The organism is Thermodesulfobacteriota bacterium, assembly GCA_040756475.1.
GTDB lineage: Bacteria > Desulfobacterota > Deferrisomatia > Deferrisomatales > JACRMM01 > JBFLZB01.
The window spans coordinates 1-18,155 of the sequence record JBFLZB010000005.1 but is presented as its reverse complement, the minus strand read 5'-3'; the positions used below and the strand labels follow the sequence as shown (position 1 = coordinate 18,155).

Genomic DNA, 18,155 nt, shown 5'->3' with positions numbered 1-18,155 from the left:
GATCCTCTCCCCCGGGCCGCCCCCCCCCCCCCCCGCCCCCACTCCCCATGGACCCCTGTGCAGCCTATGGTCTGGAGTGCTCCAGGAACTCCAGCCAGTCGGCCATCTCTCGGAGGTTCTCGGCCAGGTAGAACCGGCCGTTGGCGAAGACGCCGTAGTCCGCGCCGCCCATGGACGATGCAAAGCGGATCGAGTTGGCATAGAAGAGCCACTGGCGCACCCACTTGCGCTCGATGGCCTCGTCGAAGGGGCTCGCGCCCTGGGCGGGGCCCCCGGCCAGGCCCTTCTCCCACGCCGAGAGGAGGAGCTGGGTGGCCGACAGCGTCATGGCGTTGGTGGTCTCCACCGCCCGCTCCAGCCGCGCGAAGTGCCCCTCGGCCCACTGGCGGCTGTGGCACGCCCCGCACACCGCCATCATGGCCTCCCGGCGGGCCTTCTGCTCCTCGGCCCCGATGAGGAACTCTTCCACGGGCTCCCCCGTGAGCTCGGTGGGCAGGGGAAGCCCTGCCCGGTTGCGGATGCCGGTGGTGTCCGCTGAGATCGGGTGGGGGTGGGCGTAAACGAGACCGAAGAGGCGCCAGGAAAGCCGGTCGTTCATCCGGTGGGTGCGCTTGGCGATCACCTCGGCGCCACGGGTCACGAGGCTCACGTGGCAGGTGGCGCAAGTGGGGGCGGTGAAGTGCTTTCCCGCGTCCCAGGGAACGGCTTCGAAATCCCACTTGGCTTCCAGGGAATCATAGATGTTCCCGTGCTTGCTCACCATGTAGACCGGGTAGGCGGGAACGTCGGGCCCCTTGTGACACTGGGAGCAAGTGTAGGGCTTGCGGGCCACCTCGATGGAGAACTGGTGCCGCGTGTGGCAGGCGGTGCACGCGCCGGCGCTCCCGTCGGGGTTGATCCGCCCCACCCCCTGGTTGGGCCACCCGGAGAGGACGGGGAAGTCCATCTCCCCCATGGCGGTATCCCGGGCAGCCGTGCCCCGGACCTCCACCCGGGTGCCGTGGCACGCCAGGCACGAGTCGGCGTTGGTCAGGTCGTCCGGGGCGTGGGCGACGAGCTTGCCCCCCTCGAAGGTCTGCACCCCGTTGACCGACTCGACCAGCTGGCGATAGAGGGCGTTCTCCACCAGGTTCCCGTAAGCGTTGCCCATGAGGTTCTGGGCGAACTCGTCGCGCTCCTGGGGGTGGCACCCCGCGCAGTCCGCGGGGCTCACGACGATGTGCACCCGGTAGCCGTTGTGCTCGAAGCTGTCGGGGTGGGCGTCCGGGTTTCGCGTGTGGCACTCGGCGCACCCCACGGCGGTGGCGGCGGTGCCGGCCGGGGGCTCGGCCGCCGAAAAGCGCCGGGCCAGGGGCGCCTGTTCCAGGGCCTGGGCGGGCGTGACCCGGGCGTGGCGGCTCGCCCGCCAGTCGGCCACGATCCCCGGGGTCACCTCCTGGTGACACCCGATGCAGGCCTCGGTGTCGCCGCTCAGGGGCGCGGCCGATGCAGCGGACGCCGCCAGCAGCGCTCCCGCGAAAAACAGGACGCGGCTCCTCATTGCGTTCCTCCTCCTCTGGCGCACGGCGCCGGCGTCAATACCCCCTGCCTCCGGACTCGATGCCCACGATGCGGCCGTCCTCCATGCGCACCACGTAGTAGAACCGGTGGGGGCCGAAGTTGTAGGTCCACTCCTCCACCTCCACGGTCACCCGAACCTCCCGCAGGACCCGGCGCACCGGATCCCACACCTGGACGGCCCGCTCCCGGGTGCGGCTCTGCGTGAGGGCCGGCTCGCCGCAGCGCTGGAGGAGGTCGAACTTGCGGTCCCCCACCGCCACCAGGTCGGAGCCGCAGCGAAGGTAGCGCGCCTGGGCGCCGGGGGCCGCCCCCAGGAGGAGAGCAATCAGCACAAGGCTCTGGGCCGGTTTCGGAAAGCGCATCCATCGTCCCTGCGGGTCGGGAGAGGCCATGGTGGCCCAGCATACCGGCGCGCGCGGTGCGCGCCAGTGGGCGGGGTCGCTATCCGGCGGCCGAGCAGCGATCCAGCACCGCGTCGCACAGCGCCGGGAGCACGCGCCCCGCCGGCCCCCGCAGGAAGATATCGGTGACCGTGCCCGTGAGGGAAGACGGCTCCAGGTTCACCTCCACCAACGCCGCCCCTGCCCGGCGCGCGACCCGCGGCATCTCGTTGGCCGGTGCCACCTCCGCCGAGGTCCCCACCACGAGCATGGCGCCGCAGGTGCCCGCGAGCCGGTAGCTCTCCGCCAGGGCCGATCCGGGGATGTCCTCTCCGAAGAAGATCACATCGGGCTTGAGCAGGTTGGCGCAGTCGCACCCGGGGGGCATCCCCCGGGCCCGCGCGTCGGCCCGGGTGAAGCGGCTGCCGCACGACAGGCAGGTGAGCGTACGGTGGGAGCCGTGGAACTCCACCACCCGCCGGCTCCCCCCCTCCTGGTGGAGGCCGTCGATGTTCTGGGTGATCACCCCCTCCACGATTCCCGCCTCTTCGAGACGGGCCAGGGCTCGGTGCCCCGGGTTGGGACGGGCCGCGTCGAGCACCGCCTCCATCGCCTCGAGCATGCGCCACACCCGTGCAGGATCTCGCCGAAACGCCTGAAGCGTTGCATACTCCTCGGGCGGAAACCGGGTCCAGAGGCCCTGCGCGCTGCGAAAGTCCGGGATTCCGCTCTCCACGCTGATGCCCGCTCCCGTGAGCACCACGACCCGGCGCCGCGACGCCAGGAGCTCCGCCGCCTGGGCCACCACCTCTCTCAAGGCGCCCCCTCCCGAAACGCCTCGACCCGAGCCCGGATCTCCTTGATGCGGGCCTTGAAGCGGGGACCCGAGGGAAGGATCCGGTCCACGAAGTGGTGGCGCATGCTGGCCTCGCTCCACCGGGGCTCCGCGCCGGGCTCCGGGCGAAAGGCCCGCTGGCCGCCGCCCGTGTCCTCCCACGCCCCGGGCAGGTCGCACAGGGTGCAGCGGGCCGAACCGTCCGGCTTCCCCGTCACCAGGTCCAGGTGGCACACGGGGCACGTGCCGGGCTCGCCCCGGTAGGCGGTTCGCCCACGGGCCAGGGCCCGCCCGGCCTCCCCGGCCCGCCGGCAGGCCCGCTCGTCGTCGAGCACCTCCCCAGGCCCCTGGCCGTACCCCACCCATTGATCCACTACGGGCATCCCCAGGAAGAGAAAGGTGAGCGACAGCTGGGCCAGCGCAAAGGGCTCCCACCCCGGAACCCCCGCCGCGGCCACGGCGACGCCGGGCTTCCCGACGAACTCCCGGGCGACCCCGAAGCGGATGAAGCGGTCCTGGAGGTTCTTCACCGCCCCCGTGGCCCCCAGGACGTAGGTCGGCGACCCCAGAACCACCCCGTCGGCCCACCGCCAGGCCTCCAGGAGCTCCGGGAGCCGGTCTGGCTGCACGCAGTCGACACCCTTGAACACGCAGGCCATGCACCCCTTGCAGGGCCCCAGGTCGAGGTCGGTGAGGCGCAGGAACCGGCCCTGGGCCCCCTCGGCCTCGGCCCCCCGGAGGGCGTGGTGCACCAGGAGATCGGTATTGCCCCAGGCACGGGCGCTGGCGCTGATGCCGAGAATGTTCACGGCTCACCTCCGCGGGTGGCAGGTTCGTTCTGCGGCCGGAGTATACGGGGGCCCCTTGAGCCGGGTCAAAAGGGCGCGGCATCTGCGCCACCCCCGAGACCCGGCCCGAGCCCCCGTACGGCCCTTATACGGGTCGGTGCCGGGCCGCATGCCCCCCGATGTCGATGGCGGCAGGCTGCCCGGGGCGCTACCGTAGGGCTGCACACCCGCGGCGCAGCCCCTTCGCGGCCCGCCGCTGACCCGGAAAGGAGGACGCCATGAGAACGAAGAGCCTCTCGGTTGCCGCCCTTGCCCTTGTCGCGTCCTGGACCCTGGGCCCCGGGCTCGCCGAAGCCGGGGACCGGTACCGGAAGCCGCACGGAAGCAAGTCCTCGCCCACCTGGGTGCGCCGCGCCCCGGTCCGCCCTGGTCCGCCCCCCTGGACGCCGGTCCACCTCCACGGTCCCTACCGGGAGCACGGCCTGCGCCACCCCTACCCCTCCACCACGGTGGTCTACCAGTCGTACACGGCCTACGCGGGACCCGCCTACCCGGGCGGCGCGTGGGGGAACCGGGAACTCCTGGGCAACCTGATCGGCGGCACCGTGGGGGGCGTGCTCGGGGCCCAGGTGGGGAAGGGATCGGGCCGCACGGCCGCCATCGTCGGGGGAACGGTGGTGGGCGTGCTGGTGGGCGGCAGCGTGGGCCGCTCCATGGACGCGGTGGACCGGCTCTACGTGAACCAGGTGTTGGAGACCGCCCCCACCCGCACGGCCGTGGCCTGGCACAACCCCGACACCCGCACGCGCTACGAGGTCACCCCCATCGCCACCTACCAGGAGGCCGGCCGCTACTGCCGCGAGTACACCGCCACGGCCCTGATCGGCGGCCGGTCGCAGCAGATCTACGGCACCGCGTGCCGCCAGCCCGACGGTTCCTGGGAGGTGGTCCGCTAGCCCCGATTTCCACCGGGGGACGCCGGTGCTCCGGGCGCTCAACTGCCCCCGGCGCCCCTGCCCCGGCGCTCCCCCGGTGTTTTCGTTTTCCGAGCCGACCCCACTCGTCCCCCCATTCGTCCCATAGGTCCCATAGGTCCCATCGCCCTTCCCTGTGGGCCCCCGCCGTCTCCTCCTTTCCCTTGACGCCCCCTTCCCCCCGTGCACACTGGAGTCCGTGCGAGTCGGGGGGAGGGAGGCGAAGCCGTGGTGACCCGACGCATCCGCAAGGTGTTTCGCAGCAAGCCCACCATCGAAGGGGCGGGCGTCCACCTGAAGAGGGCCTTCGGCTTCAGCCAGGTGCCCCTCTTCGATCCGTTCCTGCTGCTCGACGACTTCCGATCCCGGGAGCCCGAGCACTACCTCCCCGGCTTCCCCTGGCACCCCCACCGAGGCATCGAGACCATCACCTACGTGCTCGGGGGCGACGTGGAGCACGGCGACAGCCTGGGCAACCGGGGGGTGATCACCGCCGGGGACGTGCAGTGGATGACCGCCGGCAGCGGCATCATCCACCAGGAGATGCCCAAGGGCGACCCCGGGGGCGCCATGCTCGGTTTCCAGCTCTGGGCCAACCTGCCCGCAGCCCACAAGATGATGGAGCCCCGCTACCGGGACGTGAAGAGCGCCCAGATCCCCACCGCCGCCCTGCCCGGGGGCGTCGAGGCCAAGGTGATCTGCGGCGAGGCAGGGGGCGTGCAGGGTCCGGTGCGCGACGTGGTCATCGAACCGGAGTACCTCGACGTGCGCATCCCCGCCGGGGGTTCCTGGACCCACCCCACCCCGGCGGGGCACACGGCCTTCGCCTACGTCATCGAAGGACGCGGCTGCTTTTGCGAGGAAAGGAAACCCTTCTCCTACGAAGCCGAGGGCGCCAACTACTTCGACCTGGAGCGCGAACCGCTCCTGCCGGACGGGACCCTCGTCCTCTTCGGCGACGGAGACCGGGTCACGGTCTCGGCCGAGGAGCACCCGGTGCGCTTCCTCTACGTCTCGGGCAAGCCCCTGGGCGAGCCCGTGGCCTGGTACGGCCCCATCGTGATGAACACCCAGGAGGAGCTGCGGGTCGCCTTCGAGGAGTACCGCGCCGGCACCTTCCTCAAGCACCAGGCCCGCTGACGGGAAGGGGCGGTCCGCGATTGACCGTTTCAGGCGTTCGGCCTATACATTGACCTTATACATCGCGTCGGGAGGCGGCTGTGGTTCGGACCCAGATCTACCTGACCGAGGACGAGCAGAAAGCGCTGGACGCGCTGGCGCGGGAGACCGGGCAGACGAAGAGCGAGCTGATCCGGCGGGCCATCGACCGATTTCTGGAGCGCCGGGCGGAGGCGGGGCGTCTCGACCAGCTCTGCCGGGGGCGGGGGATCTGGGCGGGAAGGGATGATCTGCCGGACCTCCGGGCGATGCGCCGAGAGTGGGAGCGATTTCCCGTCGAGGGCGAGTAGCGGTGGCCACCCGGTACCTCGTGGACACAGACGTGTGTGTCGACTACCTGCCGGGGCTACCCCAGGCCGCCGAGTGGCTGGAAGCGGTCAGTGGCCCCGCGCTCCTCTCTGCCGTCACCGTCGCCGAGCTTTTCGCGGGGGTGCGTGAGGGACCGGAGCGGTCCCGCCTGGGAGACTTCCTCGGGGCTTTTTCCATCGTCCCCGTGGACGAGCACATCGCCGAACGGGGCGGGCTGTATCGCCGCGACTATCGAAAGAGCCACGCTACCGGCCTCGCCGACGCCCTCATCGCGGCCACGGCGGAAGCTGCCCAGGCAACCCTCGCCACCCTGAACGAGACCCACTTCCCCATGCTTGCCCGGGTCGTGGTGCCGTACCGAAAGAACTGATCCGCCCCGGTCGAGAATCGCCGCTCTCCGCGGCGATTTCTGCCCCTCCCGCCCGGTGAGGGGTGGGGCGCCTTCTGCCCTCCCCCTCACCCCTCCCAGAACCGCCGCAGCGCCCAGTCCAGGCCGAAGAGGAGCACCGACAGGGCGAGGAGCGGGCCGGCGGCCCAGGGCTCCTCCACCCGGCGGCCCACCACCTCCACCTGGCTGCGGCCCCGCTCGGCCAGGTGCTGGATGAGGCCCCGGTCCCCGAGGGGGAAGGCGCGGCCGCCGGAGGCCTCGGCCAGGGCTTCCAGGTAGGCCCGGTCCACGCCGAGCCGGAGCCCCTCGGGGCTCTCCCCCTCCACGGGAAACTCCACGGCGTCTCGCCCCAGGAACGCCCCCCCGGCCTGGGCCTGTGCCTCGACCCGCCACAGGCCCTCCCGAGGCAGGACCACCGGCGCGCTCGCATACTCGCCAGGCGCCTGCTCGGACCACTCCAGGGGGATCGGCAGGCCGTCCTCCGCGGCGAGGCTTCCGCCGAGGGCGGCACCCGACGCCGGCTCGTAGGAGCGGTCGAGCACCCGCACCCGCAGGCGCAGCTCCTGGCCCGCCCGCACCGGACTAGGGGGCATCCCCAGGCGCACCAGCTCCATCTCGGGGTCGTGGACGAGCCAGCGCAGGGCCCGGGTCCAGAAGTCCCGGTAGGCGGCGTCCTCGCCGCCGGCCCCCGCGTGGGGCAGGGCCCAGTGCCACAGGCTGTCGCTGGCCACGGCCAGGGTGCGCCCCGCCCCCACCTCGGCCAGGGCCACCAGGGGTTGGGGACCGTACTCGGTGCGGGCCTCCGGGTTCTCGGCCAGCACCACGGCCCCGGGTCGGGGGCGCAGCACCCAGTTCATGCCGTCGAGCTCGGGCAGGGCGTTCCAGAGGGCCCGGTTTTCCTCGGAGGTGGGGTGCCACTGGAAGAGCGGGTGGCGCAGCCCCGCGTCGGTCAGGCGCGGGCGAAACCGCCCCCGCAGGTAGGCCCGCCCGGGGGCGGCACCCGAGAAGTCCAGGGGAAGGATCTCCTCCAGGGGGGTCCCCTCGTAGCCCCCCAGGGCAAAGGAGCGGTCGCCCCCGAGCATGGCGAAGCCGCCGCCGTCGTCCCGCACGAACCGCACCAGGTTGTCCAGGAAGTGGCGCGGCACGTAAGGGGCGTAGTCGAAGTTGGCGAAGAACACCGCGTCGAAGGAGGGCAGCTCCTGGCCGAAGAGCTCCTGGGTGGGAAACGGGATGAGGGAGAGCTCGTCCTGGGGCACCAGCGCCAGATCCTGGGGGGTGCGCAGGATGAGGAAGGTGATGAGGTCGATGCCCGGGTCCTGCCGCAGCCGCCGGGAGAGGAACCGCACGTCCCAGGTGGGGGTGCCGGCCACCAGCAGCACCCGCGTCTTGTCGCGGATCACGTTCAGGCTGAACTGGGCCCGGTTGTTCTCGGCCGTCGCCTCGCCGGGCCGAGGCGTCACCTCCACCCGATACGCCCGGCGCCCGGTGCGGGTGGGCGTGAAGGACAACGACACCGTTGCGCCTTCGGGCCCGAGCTCCGCCACCTCCGAGCGCAGGGGCCGGCCCCCCTCGAGCAGGGTCACGGCGGCCGGCCCGGGGGCAAGCCCCGAGAGCCCCAGGCGCACCCGCACCTCCACCGGGGTGCGGATGAAGGCCACCGGCGGCGTCTCCACCGCCTCGATCCAGAGATCCTGCACCGGCCCGGACCCGGCGACCACGGGGTACACCGGAAAGGGGAGCCCCCCGGGGGGCACGCCCGGCCGCTCGGTGTCGCGCCCGTCGGAGAGGAGCACCACGGCCGCCGTGTCGGGGCGCACCCGGGCCAGGCTCTCCAGGGTGCGGCCGAGCGGGGTGTGGGGCCCGGCAAACGTCCCCCCCTCGGCGGGCTCGGCGGGGTCGCGGACCGGGGGCGGATCCCCCAGCCCCAGCAGCTCCACGCGGTAGAAGGCCCCCAGATCCCGGCCCAGGTCCGCCTCGGCGAGCCAGCGCTGGAGCGCGGGCCCGGGCGCCTGGGGCCCCAGGGCCATGCTCCGCGAGGTGTCCAGGACCACCGCAAGGGGCGAGCGCTTGGCCCGGGTGAGGTCCACCTCCCGGGCCGGGCGCAGCACCGCGGCGGCCACGGCCACCACCGCCGCGAGGCGTACCCCCAGCAGCAGCGCCCGGCGCGCCGGGGGGAGCCCCCGGCTGGAGTGGAGGCCCGAGACCACCGCCAGCGCCCCCAGGACGGCCAGGGCCGCGATCCACCCGGGGTGACCGTTCAGGAGCACCCACGCCCCTTCCCCGGTCACCGCTGCCTCCGCTTCAGGATGAAGGGGATGTGCACCTGATCCTTCTTGTAGTTGCCGGTCAGGGCGTACATTGCCAGGTTGACCCCCAGCCGGAAGGTCATCTCCCGCTGGCGCTCCCCCCCGGGGGTGCAGGGGTGGGTGTAGCCGCCCAGGGGGTCCCCGTCGAAAGCTCCCCCCAGGTCGTTGGGGCACAGGACGGCCGGGGTCAGGTCTTCAAGGTCGATTCCGTATAGAAACGGCCGCACGAGCTTTCGCCCGGGCACGTCTCGCAGCAGATAGAAGCTCTGGAAGGCCGTGTGGTCGGCCGGCAGCGGCTCGAGGCCCCGGCCCGGGAGCACCCGGCCCAGGGTCTCGGCCACCCCCTGGGCAAACCCCGAGTCCGCCACCCCGGTCGCATCGTCGAAGAGCACGAATCCTCCGTGCTCCAGGTAGCGGCGAAGCCACCCCTCGGCCTCCGCGCCCAGGCTGGGGAAGCTCCCCCTGCCCCCCACGTACAGGAAGGGGAGCGCGAAGAGCTCGGGGCTCCCCACGTCCACGACCCGCCGCCGGGGCTCGGGCTCCACGCTGGTGCGCCGGCGCAGGGCCTCGAGAAAGCGCTCGGCCGCCCGGGGGCTGGGGTCCCAAGACCCCGGGTAGCGCAGCTGGGCCCAGGTGAAGTAGTCCCTGCGGCCGTAGGCCTCCCCCCGCCCGGGCCACCCCGCCCCGGCCAGGAGCCCGGCACCGCCCCCCGCCAGCGCCAGCAGCACCTCCCGGCGCGACCATCCGGTCTTCTTCATCCTTCCCCCTTCATCCTTCCCCCTTCCAAACCCAGCTCCCCCACGCCCCGCACCCGTCGCCACCGACCGGAGAGCACGGCTTCGAGCACCAGCGCGCCCAGGAGGGCGGCGGCGAGCCACGCCGAGACGTCCCTGCGGCCCGAAAACGGCCCGGCCCCAGCCGCTGCCCCCGCCGTGCCCGCCCCGGGGCCGAGGCGGGCCTCGACCTCCTCCGGCGCAAGGCGGGTCAGATCCGACTCGGCGGGGTCGATCCGGGCCGCAAAGGCATCCAGGAAGGTCTCCCCCGCACGGATCCGGTACACCCCGGGAACCGGGGGAACGAAGCGCTCCCCGGGCGCCCAGAAGAGGCGGCCGCCGGGCCCGTCCACGGCGACCGGGACATCGTAGGGGAGCTCCAGGGGGTACCCGGCCGTGGCCCAGGGGGCGAGAGGCGGCCGCAGGCGCCCTGCCGCGTGCAGGAGCACCCGCTCGAGCCAGGGGAGGAAGGCGGGCTGGAGGCAGAGGTCCGCCCCGTCCCGGTCTGCCGTCGTGCCCAGCAGCAGGGTGCGCCCCCGGCCCACCCGGCGCTCCACCAGGAGGGGGGCGCCGTTTTCCAGACGCATCCACACGTCCACCCCCTCCCCCACCCGGGCTTCGGGGAGCCAGTACCGTTCCACCCGCACCCCCGAGAGATCTCCCGCCGCCCGGTCCCGAAAGAGGGCCGCCGGGCCCGCCAGCCCGGCTAGATCCAGGACCTCGAAGGGGCGCCGCGAGGCGTCGTCGGGGCGAAGCGTCACCACGTCGCGCACCGGCGCCGCCAGGATCGGCTCCAGCCCCTGGGCCGACTCGTAGGTGGACCACCGGTCGCCCGCCGTCACCACAACGCCCGCGCCCTCCTCCAGGCGCCGGCGCACGGCGTCCACCAGTTCGGGGCCCAGGGGGCCCGGATTGGCGAAGAGCACCGCGTCCACCTCCGCCAGATCGGCCGGCACCAGATCCCCCAGGCGCACCTCCCGCACCTGGAACGCCCCCGCGAGCCGGGTGCCCGGGGCAAAGGCCCGCCGCACGAAGAAGAGCTCGTCGCGGATCTCGAACCCCCAGGGATCGCCGTTGACCAGGAGCACCCGGGTCGCGGCCCGCCCCCGCCCCACGAAGGCCACCCGGTCGTCCAGGGCCAGATCGCCCCCGGGCTCCAGGCGCACCTCCCCTTCGTACACGCCGGGCGGGGGCTCGAAGCGAAACGAGGTCTCCGTTCCTTCGAGAAAAGCCGTGAGACGCCGCTCGTCGCCCAGGGCGAGGTGCACGGTGCGCCGCGGCACCTCCCCCGCAGGCCACCCCGAGGCGCCCACCTGCACCCGCACCGCCGCTTCCCCTTCGTCGATCGCGGCGACCCACGCGTTTCGCGGGGCAGCCAGGCCGGCGTCGATCGCCTGCACGGGGGCGCCGGCGCCGCGCGCGCTCCCTGCGCCCCGCTCGGACCAGGCCGAAGCCTGGAGGTCGGTGGCCAGCGCCACCCGCCCCCCGGGGAGGCCCTCCAGGAGCGCCCGGGCCGTCTCCACCGCCGCACCGATCCGGTGGGGCCCGAAGGCGATGGCGGCCTCGTCCAGGCGCCGGCGCACCGGGGCCGGGTCCGCCGAAAAACCCTGGTGCCAACCCGGGTCCCCATCCCGAGTGGTGGCGAAGAGAAACCGGTCGCCGGGGATCGCGGCCCCCAGGATGGCCCGGAGGGCGGCGCGGCCGTCCTCCAGGGGCACGCGGCCGTCCCGGCTCGCCGCCATGCTGGGGGAGGTATCCAGGAGCAGCACCCAGGTGGCGGGCCCCTCGGGCCCTGCGCCCTGCCGGCACCCCGGCCCGGCATAGAGGAGGGCCAGGCACCCCAGGGCGGCCGCCCGGGCGAGCAAGAGCAGCAGGCGCCGGAGCTTCAGGTGGGCCGAGGCCCGGGCTCGGGCCCGCTCCAGGAACCGGAGCGTGGCAATGGGCACGGTGCGCACCCGGCGCCGCCCCAGGAGGTGGATGAGGATGGGGACGGCGATCCCCAGGAGACCCCACAAGAGGGCCGGACGAAGAAAGTCCACGGCCGGTCAGCGCCTCGCTGCCCGATGGGGCCGCTGGGCCCGGCGCAGGAGCCGGCCCAGCGCCGGAGCCGGGTCGTCGGCCCCGCTGAGGAAGGCGTGGGGCACCCCCAGGGCCTCGGCCTGCCGGGCCAGGCCCCGGACGAAGGCGGAGATCTCCTCCCGGTAGGCCCGGCGCAGGGGTAGGGGATCGAGCACGAGGTTCGCCGGGCCCTCCAGGTCCAGGAAGCGGGTGGTGTTCTCGAAGGGGAGGTCCACCTCTTCGGCGTGGAGCAGGTGCACCACCCGGGGGGCCAGGCCCCGGGCCCGCAAGAGCCGCGCTCCTTCGAGGCGCTCCTCCCCTTCGTCGAGGAAGTCGGAGAAGACGAAGACCGCCGCGTCGCGCTTGAGCCGCTCCCCCACACCCCGGCAGGCCGTGCCCAGGGCGGCCTCGCCGGCCGGGCGGGCTCCCCCGAGCACCTCGAGCACCGCGCCGAGCTGCGCCGAGCCGCTTCGGGGCGGGAGCCACACCCCTTCTTCCCCGCCGGCCAGGTGCACCCCCACCGCGTCGCCCTGGCGCAGGAGGCACGCGGCCAGGGCCGCCGCCAGGCGGGCGGCCAGGTGGTACTTGGAGGAGCGAAGCCCCCCGTTCTCCGCCCCGTAGACCATGGAGCGGCTCGCGTCCACCAGGAGCACGGCGCGCTGGAGGCGCTCGTCTTCGTAGCGCTTCACCAGGAACCGGTCGGTCTTGGCGAGGAACTTCCAGTCCAGGTGCCGCAGGTCGTCCCCCCGGGCATACAGGGTGTGCTCCGAGAACTCCAGGCTCGCCCCCCGCCGGGCGCTGCGGTGCAGCCCCCGATGGGGATAGGGGGAAGGCGGACCGGGGATCTCCCGGCGGCTCAAGCGGGCCACCAGGACCGGGTCGAAGAGGTCCGCGCGGGTGAGCATGGGCGCAAGGGGGCTCACGCGGCCGACACCGACTCCACCACCTGGGCGAGGATCTCCGCCACGCTTACCCCCTGGGCCTCGGCCCGGAAGCTCGGCACTACCCGGTGCTTGAGGGCCGGCACCACGAGCGCCCGCACGTCCTCGGGCCCGGCGGCGTAGCGGCCCGCAAGGAGCGCCCGGGCCTTGGCCCCCAGCACCAGGTGCTGGGCAGCCCGGGGACCGGCGCCCCAGGAGACGAGCTCCTGGACGGCCTTGGGGGCCTCGGGCCCCGGGCGGGTGGCCCGCACCAGCCGCACCGCGTAGGCCAGCGCCGCGTCGGCCACGGGCACCCGGGGCACGGCCTCGCGGAAGAGGCGGATGCGCTCGGGGTCGAGCACCTTGCGAAGCGCCGGGGGCGGGCCCGCGGTGGTCTTGCGCACGATCTCCAGCTCCTCGGAGGCGTCGGGGTAGTCCATCTCGATGGCGAACATGAACCGGTCGAGCTGGGCCTCGGGCAGGGGGTAGGTGCCCTCCTGCTCGATGGGGTTCTGGGTGGCGAAGACGAGGAAGGGCGGCTCCAGGGGATGGTCCACTCCCGCCGCGCTCACCTTGTACTCCTGCATGGCCTGGAGCAGCGCCGCCTGGGTCTTGGGGGAGGTGCGGTTGATCTCGTCGGCCAGGAGGATGTTGGTGAAGATCGGGCCCCGGACGAAGCGGAAGGCCCGGCGGCCGGTGGCGTGGTCCTCCTCCAGGACCTCGGTGCCGGTGATATCGCTGGGCATGAGGTCCGGCGTGAACTGGATGCGCTTGAAGTCCAGCGCCAGGGCATCGGCCAGGGTGCGGATGAGGAGCGTCTTCGCCAGCCCCGGCACCCCGATGAAGAGGCCGTGCCCCCCCGCGAAGAGCGCCACCAGCAGGAGATCCACCACCCCCCGCTGGCCCACGATCACCTTGCCGATCTCCGCCGCCACCTCCGCGTGGGCCCGGGCGGCCTCCACCACCAGCTCCCGGTCCGCCGGGGTCTCACTTCCAGTCTGGTTCATTGGGGTACCTTTGGGTTGCTGGTTGTCCGTTGTCCTTGGTCCGTGGTCCGTGGTGGGTTGAGGATCGTGGGGGGGGTATGGGACCGATGAGACCTATGGGACCTATGGAAACCCTCGGCTCCCCTTCACCCTGCACCCTTCACCCTGCATGTTTCACGCCTCACGTCTCACGCTTCACGCCCGCCTCACTCTTCCAACAGCCCCAGCGCCCACTCCTCCCGGGCAACCAGGCGGGAGTCGCCCAGGGCGCGGGCGGCGTGGAGGAGCGCCCCCCTCGCGGGGACGTGGAAGGGGTTGATCTCCAGCACCTCTTCCAGGGCCTCTGCGGCCTCGCCGAACCGCCCCAGGCCCAGCAGGGCCTCCCCCTTGCGGTGCCACAGGCCCGGCAGGTCCGGATAGAGGCGAAGCGCCTCGGCCGCCACCTGCGCCGCCGCTTCGTAGCGCTCGGTGGCAAGCAGCCCCAGTGCGTGGCGCGAGGCGATGCCCGGGGCCGCCGGGGCCGCAGCATAGGCCTTGCGGTACTCCGCCGCGGCCGCCACCATCCGGCCCCGGGCCCGCAGCATGTCGCCCAGGCGGGAGAAGTCCCGGGCCTGGGGGTCGGCGATGGCGCCGGGCTCCCCGTCCAGGGGCTGGCCGTGGTCGGCGAGCTCCAGGCCGATCACCTGCACGGCCTCCCGCTCCAGGGGCAGCCGTGCCGCCCACTCCCTCCAGGCCCCCTCGAAGGAGCCAAAGGTGTCTCCCCAGGCCGTCTCCAGTGCCTCCCGGTCCCCCGCTCCGCCACCGAGCTCCTCCACCAGGCCCCGCAGCGCCCCGGGCCCCCGCCGCTCCTCCAGGAAGGACATCATGGTCCCCACCTGGGCAAAGGCCAGGGCCGTATCTTCGGCCGAGGGAAGCTTGGCCACCGAGGGACTCATGGCCTCCAGGGGAATGAGGGTGCCGGCTTCCAGGCGCCGGAAGAGCAGCGCCTGCCCGGAGGGCTCCAGCTCCCCCAGCACCCCCCGCCAGCTCGCCTCCAGGTACTTGGCGATGCCCTCGTGTACCCAGATGGGCGCGGCCCCGTGGGTCAGGCGGTAGAGCGCCAGGTGCACGTACTCGTGGCACAGGGTGTCGCGCCACCGGTAGCCCCAGGCGGTCACCCGGGGCGTGGTGATCATGAGGCGGTCGAACTTGCACAGGCCGATGGTGCCCGACGTCTCCACCTCCTGGCGGGTGAGGGTGGAGACCGCAGTGAAAGACGCCGTGGTGGGGTAGATCTCGAGCCGCACCCGGCCCTGGGGCTCGAACCCGAGCTCCCGCACCAGGGCTTCCCGGGCCGCCTCCAGGGCTTCCAGGGCCGCGTCGGCCAGCACCTCGTCTTTGGGATGGCCCCAGGAGACCTCGAAGTGGGCGCTCGTCCGGGACCGGAAGTCCCGGGTGGCCTCCGCCGTGGCCGCCACCAGGTTCCGGAAGGGTCCCGTCACTCCCAGGCTCTCCAGTCGCCCCAGGGCATCTGCGTAGCGCCCCTCGAAGAACAAGACGTGGGCCTCCAGGGCCCGGGCGTTGGGGTCGCCGGGGTCTTCCGCGAGAAGGCCGTCCACCACCCGGCGGGCTTCGGGAACCCTCCAAGCTCCAAGCAGGGTATTGCCCAGGTAGAGCCCCAGGTCCGCCGCCGAGAGCCCGTAGACTTCCCGAGTGGGGGGCTCCTGGGGGGGGGTCTCCTGGGAACGGGCCGGGCCGCCGAGGGCCAGGGCGACCAGGAGGGCCCCCAGGCCCCGGGCGAGGAGCCCGCGGCACCCCAAGCCCCCCGGGTAAGCTGGATTTGCGCGGCTCACCGGATCAGCCTTTCGTAGTAGCGCTCCACTTCTTCCTCGTAGTCCCGGGGGTAGCGGCCCTGCATGGCCCGCAGCACCTCTTCGCGGAAGGCGCGCAGCTCCCGGGCCTCCATCTCCCGGGGGATCTCCACGGGGCTGCGGTCCACGTCCTGCCCCTGGCCGGGGCGCTGGCCCGGGCGCCGCATCACCTGGAGGCCCTGGCCGGGCTGGCCCTCTCCCGTCTGGCGCCGGGCGCCCTCGAGCCGGCGCCCGAGCTCGGCGAGCTCCTCCAGGGCCCGGGTCTCGGGGGGCACCGCCCCGAAGGGGTCGCCCTGCCCCAGCCTCTCCCCGGCCTCGCCCATGGCCTGCTGGGCGGCGCGGGCCCGGCCGGGCAGCCCCGGATCCACGAAGGGGCTCCGCCTCGCCAGGCCCTCCAGGCGATCGCCCACGGCGCCGGTGCGCTCCCCGAGCTCCCCTTCCCGCTCGCCGAGCTCCCCCAGGGCCTGGGCGTCCTGGGGCCGGAGGCCCTCCAGGCGGCGGCCCGCCAGGGCATCGAGATCCTGGAGCAGCCCCTCCACCTCCCGCCGCGCCGCGCCCGCGTTCTCCTCCACCTGCCGGGCCCGGGGGTCCTGGGCGTCCAGGCTTCCCAGGGCACCGGCGCGCAGGTCCTCCATCGCCTCTCCCAGGGCCCGGGCGCCCTCCCGGGTTCGGCCCAGGTCCTCCCGCAGGGCTTCGCGCACCTCGGCGACCGCCGCGCCCACCCGCTGACGGCTCTCCAGGAGCCGCAGGGCCCCATTGGGTCTGTCGGCGCCGGGCGGCCGGTCCTCCGTTCCCGGGGGCGCCGGCATGCCGTGAAACCCCGCCCGGGGGGCGCCCATCTCGATGCGCCGGGCGGCCTCCTCCACCACCCGGAGGCGGCGCTCGCTGCGCTCCAGCAAGCTCTCCACCTCCTCGCGCAGGCCCTCCAGGGCCCGACGGGACGCCTCGCGGCCGATCTCCTGGGTCTCCTGGAGGATCTTCTCCTGGCGGGCGGCGATGTCTTGCACGTCGGCCTCCAGCTCCGAGAGCTCATGGAGCAGGGGGTCCATCTCCCCCTGGGAGGCGCCCCCGGCGGCCTTCTCCAGGGCGGCGAGCCACTGGGTCAGGGTCTCCAGGAGCTTCTCCGCCAGGGCCTGGGCCTTCTCCCGATCCCCCGCCTCCAGGGCCTCCCGGAGCTCTCGCAGGGTGTCTTCCAGCTCGCTCGCCGGCATGTCGCGCACGGCGTCGGCGTTGGCGAAGGCATCGGGCATCTCGGCGGCGCCCTGGCTGAGCTTCTGGGCCATCTGGGCCAGGAGCTGCTGGAGCTGGTCCACCCGGGCCAGGAGGTCCTCGGGGGCGGCGCCCCGCTGGAGGTCGTCGAAGAGGCTGCGCTGGAGGGCCGCGAGCTCGTCCCCCAGGCTCAGGGCCTCCTCCATCCGCAGGCTGCGCAGGAGCCGGTCCAGGAAGAGGATGTCTCGCTCCAGCTCGGCGATCAGGGGCTCCCGCTCCGCTCCCCCGGCGAGGAAGGGCTCCAGGGCGCCCCGGAGCCCGCCCTCCATCTTGAGCACCGCCACCGCCCCCAGGGCCCCCTCCGCTGCGGCCCGCTCCACCCGGTCCACGAGCTGGTCGAAGAGCCGGAGCAGGTCGTGACCCTTGGCGCGCAGCCGCTCCAGGTCCGCGGGTGCGGCAGGCTCCGGAAGCTCCAGGTGGTCCGCGAGCTGGCCCAGGAGGGCCTCCAGGAGCCGCTCTTCCAGGCCCGCGATTTCGGCCACCAGACGGCGCTTGTCCAGGAACGAGACGTAGACCGACCGGCTGCTCCCCGCCTTGGGGCCCGAGACGGTGTCCCCGTCCCAGGCCTCCACCCGCAGGTGCGCGCCCTCCCCCAGCTGCGGGTGGGCCAGGGGGAGGAAGCGGGTGCGGCCCTCCACGCGCCGGACAGCCCCGGGGACGGCTCCGGAGGCAGCGCCGGGGTCGACCCCCGCGGGCACGAGCGACAGGGGCAGCCGCACCTCGGCCTCTCCCTGGAGGACGAGCTCGGCCCGCTCCACGCCGAAGTCGTCGGACGCCGCGAAGGCCACCTCCACCTCCTGGTCGGAGGTCACCTCCCGGTCGCCTTCGGGGGCCGTCAGCTCCACCGCCGGCCGGGTGTCTTCCACCAGGGCCACGGCCCGGGGCAGGAAATCCGAGGGCACCTCCCGGCCCCCCTGGAAGAACGCCAAAGAGTAGGTGCCGGGCCGGTCCAGGAGCCAGGAGACCGAGAAGCGGCGGCCCTCCAGGGCCAGGGGAACCACCTCCCCCCCGGGGCCCACCCAGCGACCGCCCTCCAGGGCCCGCGAGACCTCGCCCTCCAGGGTGACCCGGGTGCCCCGGTAGCCCCGCGCGGCGCCATCGGTCCCCTCCACCCGGCGCTCCGGCAGCCCGGTATAGGCCGGCGGCGCGTAGGTCAGGTGCAGGTTGCCCAGGGTCACGGGCGCGGGGGCGCCTCCGGCGAAGAGGGCCCCGAAGGGCCCGCGGGCGCCGGGGTCGAGCGCACCCCACAGGGCCACCAGCGCCGCCGCCGTCACCGCCTGGAGGGCCCGCAGGGCTGCCGGTCTGCCCGGCACGGCGCGTGCCGGGTCGAGCTCCCGGGCCGTCCGCTCGGCTTCCTCTACGTGGGCCCGGGCAAGTTCGGGGCTCGCCCCCCGAGCCTCGGCTCCCCCCTCCCCCCAGGCGGCCAGGTCCGCGCCGGTGAGGAGGAGCTCTCGCAACCCGGGGCTCGCGCCCGCCAGGAGCTCGGCAGCCCGGGCCGGGCCGATGCGGGGCCGCGCCCGCCTCCCCTCCCCCAGGGCCGCGAAGATCGCCGACGCCGCCGACGCCGCCAGGGCAAGCCC

15 protein-coding genes are annotated in these 18,155 nt (G+C 73.8%); 4 read left to right on the top strand and 11 right to left on the bottom strand.

Annotated features, from left to right (window positions below):
• Positions 1 to 64: 64 nt before the first annotated feature.
• From AB1578_01445 to AB1578_01430, 4 genes are all read right to left on the bottom strand, one after another.
• A complete protein-coding gene (locus AB1578_01445; protein MEW6486563.1) occupies positions 65 to 1,540 on the bottom strand; it encodes a multiheme c-type cytochrome in 1,476 nt (491 codons plus the stop codon).
• 34 nt (positions 1,541 to 1,574) lie between these two features.
• Positions 1,575 to 1,922 (bottom strand): DUF2845 domain-containing protein, encoded by a 348-nt coding sequence (locus AB1578_01440; protein ID MEW6486562.1) that lies wholly within the window; start codon positions 1,920 to 1,922, stop codon positions 1,575 to 1,577.
• A 79-nt stretch (positions 1,923 to 2,001) separates the two neighbouring features.
• Entirely contained in the window at positions 2,002 to 2,748 is a 747-nt protein-coding gene (locus AB1578_01435) for an NAD-dependent deacylase (GenBank protein MEW6486561.1), read from the bottom strand.
• Between the two features lie 5 nt (positions 2,749 to 2,753).
• Complete coding sequence (locus tag AB1578_01430; GenBank protein MEW6486560.1) at positions 2,754 to 3,584, bottom strand: flavodoxin family protein; 831 nt, start codon at positions 3,582 to 3,584, stop codon at positions 2,754 to 2,756.
• 257 nt (positions 3,585 to 3,841) lie between these two features.
• Here AB1578_01430 and AB1578_01425 point away from each other — a divergent pair, with 257 nt between their 5' ends.
• From AB1578_01425 to AB1578_01410, 4 genes are all read left to right on the top strand, one after another.
• On the top strand, positions 3,842 to 4,519 hold the full coding sequence (locus AB1578_01425) for an RT0821/Lpp0805 family surface protein (protein MEW6486559.1): 678 nt from the start codon (positions 3,842 to 3,844) through the stop codon (positions 4,517 to 4,519).
• A gap of 246 nt (positions 4,520 to 4,765) precedes the next feature.
• A complete protein-coding gene (locus AB1578_01420; GenBank protein ID MEW6486558.1) occupies positions 4,766 to 5,677 on the top strand; it encodes a pirin family protein in 912 nt (303 codons plus the stop codon).
• 80 nt (positions 5,678 to 5,757) lie between these two features.
• On the top strand, positions 5,758 to 6,006 hold the full coding sequence (locus AB1578_01415) for a CopG family transcriptional regulator (GenBank protein MEW6486557.1): 249 nt from the start codon (positions 5,758 to 5,760) through the stop codon (positions 6,004 to 6,006).
• Positions 6,007 to 6,008: 2 nt separating this feature from the next.
• On the top strand, positions 6,009 to 6,395 hold the full coding sequence (locus tag AB1578_01410; GenBank protein MEW6486556.1) for a type II toxin-antitoxin system VapC family toxin: 387 nt from the start codon (positions 6,009 to 6,011) through the stop codon (positions 6,393 to 6,395).
• Positions 6,396 to 6,481: 86 nt separating this feature from the next.
• Here the strand turns inward: AB1578_01410 and AB1578_01405 are convergent, their stop codons facing one another.
• The 7 genes from AB1578_01405 to AB1578_01375 all read right to left on the bottom strand — a co-directional run.
• Positions 6,482 to 8,701: a glutamine amidotransferase gene (locus AB1578_01405; GenBank protein MEW6486555.1), complete on the bottom strand. Its 2,220-nt coding sequence runs from the start codon at positions 8,699 to 8,701 to the stop codon at positions 6,482 to 6,484.
• Complete coding sequence (locus AB1578_01400; protein MEW6486554.1) at positions 8,698 to 9,477, bottom strand: DUF4159 domain-containing protein; 780 nt, start codon at positions 9,475 to 9,477, stop codon at positions 8,698 to 8,700. Before AB1578_01400 ends, AB1578_01405 begins: the two co-directional genes overlap by 4 nt.
• On the bottom strand, positions 9,474 to 11,531 hold the full coding sequence (locus AB1578_01395) for a BatA and WFA domain-containing protein (GenBank protein ID MEW6486553.1): 2,058 nt from the start codon (positions 11,529 to 11,531) through the stop codon (positions 9,474 to 9,476). The genes AB1578_01400 and AB1578_01395 overlap by 4 nt, the downstream gene beginning before the upstream one ends.
• Before the next feature lie 6 nt (positions 11,532 to 11,537).
• Positions 11,538 to 12,473 carry a DUF58 domain-containing protein gene (locus AB1578_01390; protein ID MEW6486552.1) on the bottom strand — a complete coding sequence of 312 codons (936 nt, stop codon included), beginning with the start codon at positions 12,471 to 12,473 and terminating at the stop codon, positions 11,538 to 11,540.
• Positions 12,470 to 13,477 (bottom strand): MoxR family ATPase, encoded by a 1,008-nt coding sequence (locus AB1578_01385; GenBank protein MEW6486551.1) that lies wholly within the window; start codon positions 13,475 to 13,477, stop codon positions 12,470 to 12,472. Before AB1578_01385 ends, AB1578_01390 begins: the two co-directional genes overlap by 4 nt.
• Positions 13,478 to 13,662: 185 nt before the next feature.
• Positions 13,663 to 15,288, bottom strand: a complete 1,626-nt coding sequence (locus AB1578_01380) for a tetratricopeptide repeat protein (protein MEW6486550.1) — start codon at positions 15,286 to 15,288, stop codon at positions 13,663 to 13,665.
• Positions 15,285 to 18,155, bottom strand: a 2,871-nt coding sequence (locus AB1578_01375) for a DUF4175 family protein (GenBank protein MEW6486549.1), incomplete at its 5' end; no start/stop codon positions are given. The genes AB1578_01380 and AB1578_01375, both read right to left, overlap by 4 nt.

Bases quoted from the DNA above. Each gene is read 5' to 3' on its own strand.
- AB1578_01425 (MEW6486559.1), top strand. From the start codon at position 3,842: ATGAGAACGAAGAGCCTCTCGGTTGCCGCCCTTGCCCTTGTCGCGTCC.
- AB1578_01385 (MEW6486551.1), bottom strand. From the start codon at position 13,477: ATGAACCAGACTGGAAGTGAGACCCCGGCGGACCGGGAGCTGGTGGTG.
- AB1578_01445 (MEW6486563.1), bottom strand. From the start codon at position 1,540: ATGAGGAGCCGCGTCCTGTTTTTCGCGGGAGCGCTGCTGGCGGCGTCC.
- AB1578_01440 (MEW6486562.1), bottom strand. From the start codon at position 1,922: ATGCGCTTTCCGAAACCGGCCCAGAGCCTTGTGCTGATTGCTCTCCTC.
- AB1578_01400 (MEW6486554.1), bottom strand. From the start codon at position 9,477: ATGAAGAAGACCGGATGGTCGCGCCGGGAGGTGCTGCTGGCGCTGGCG.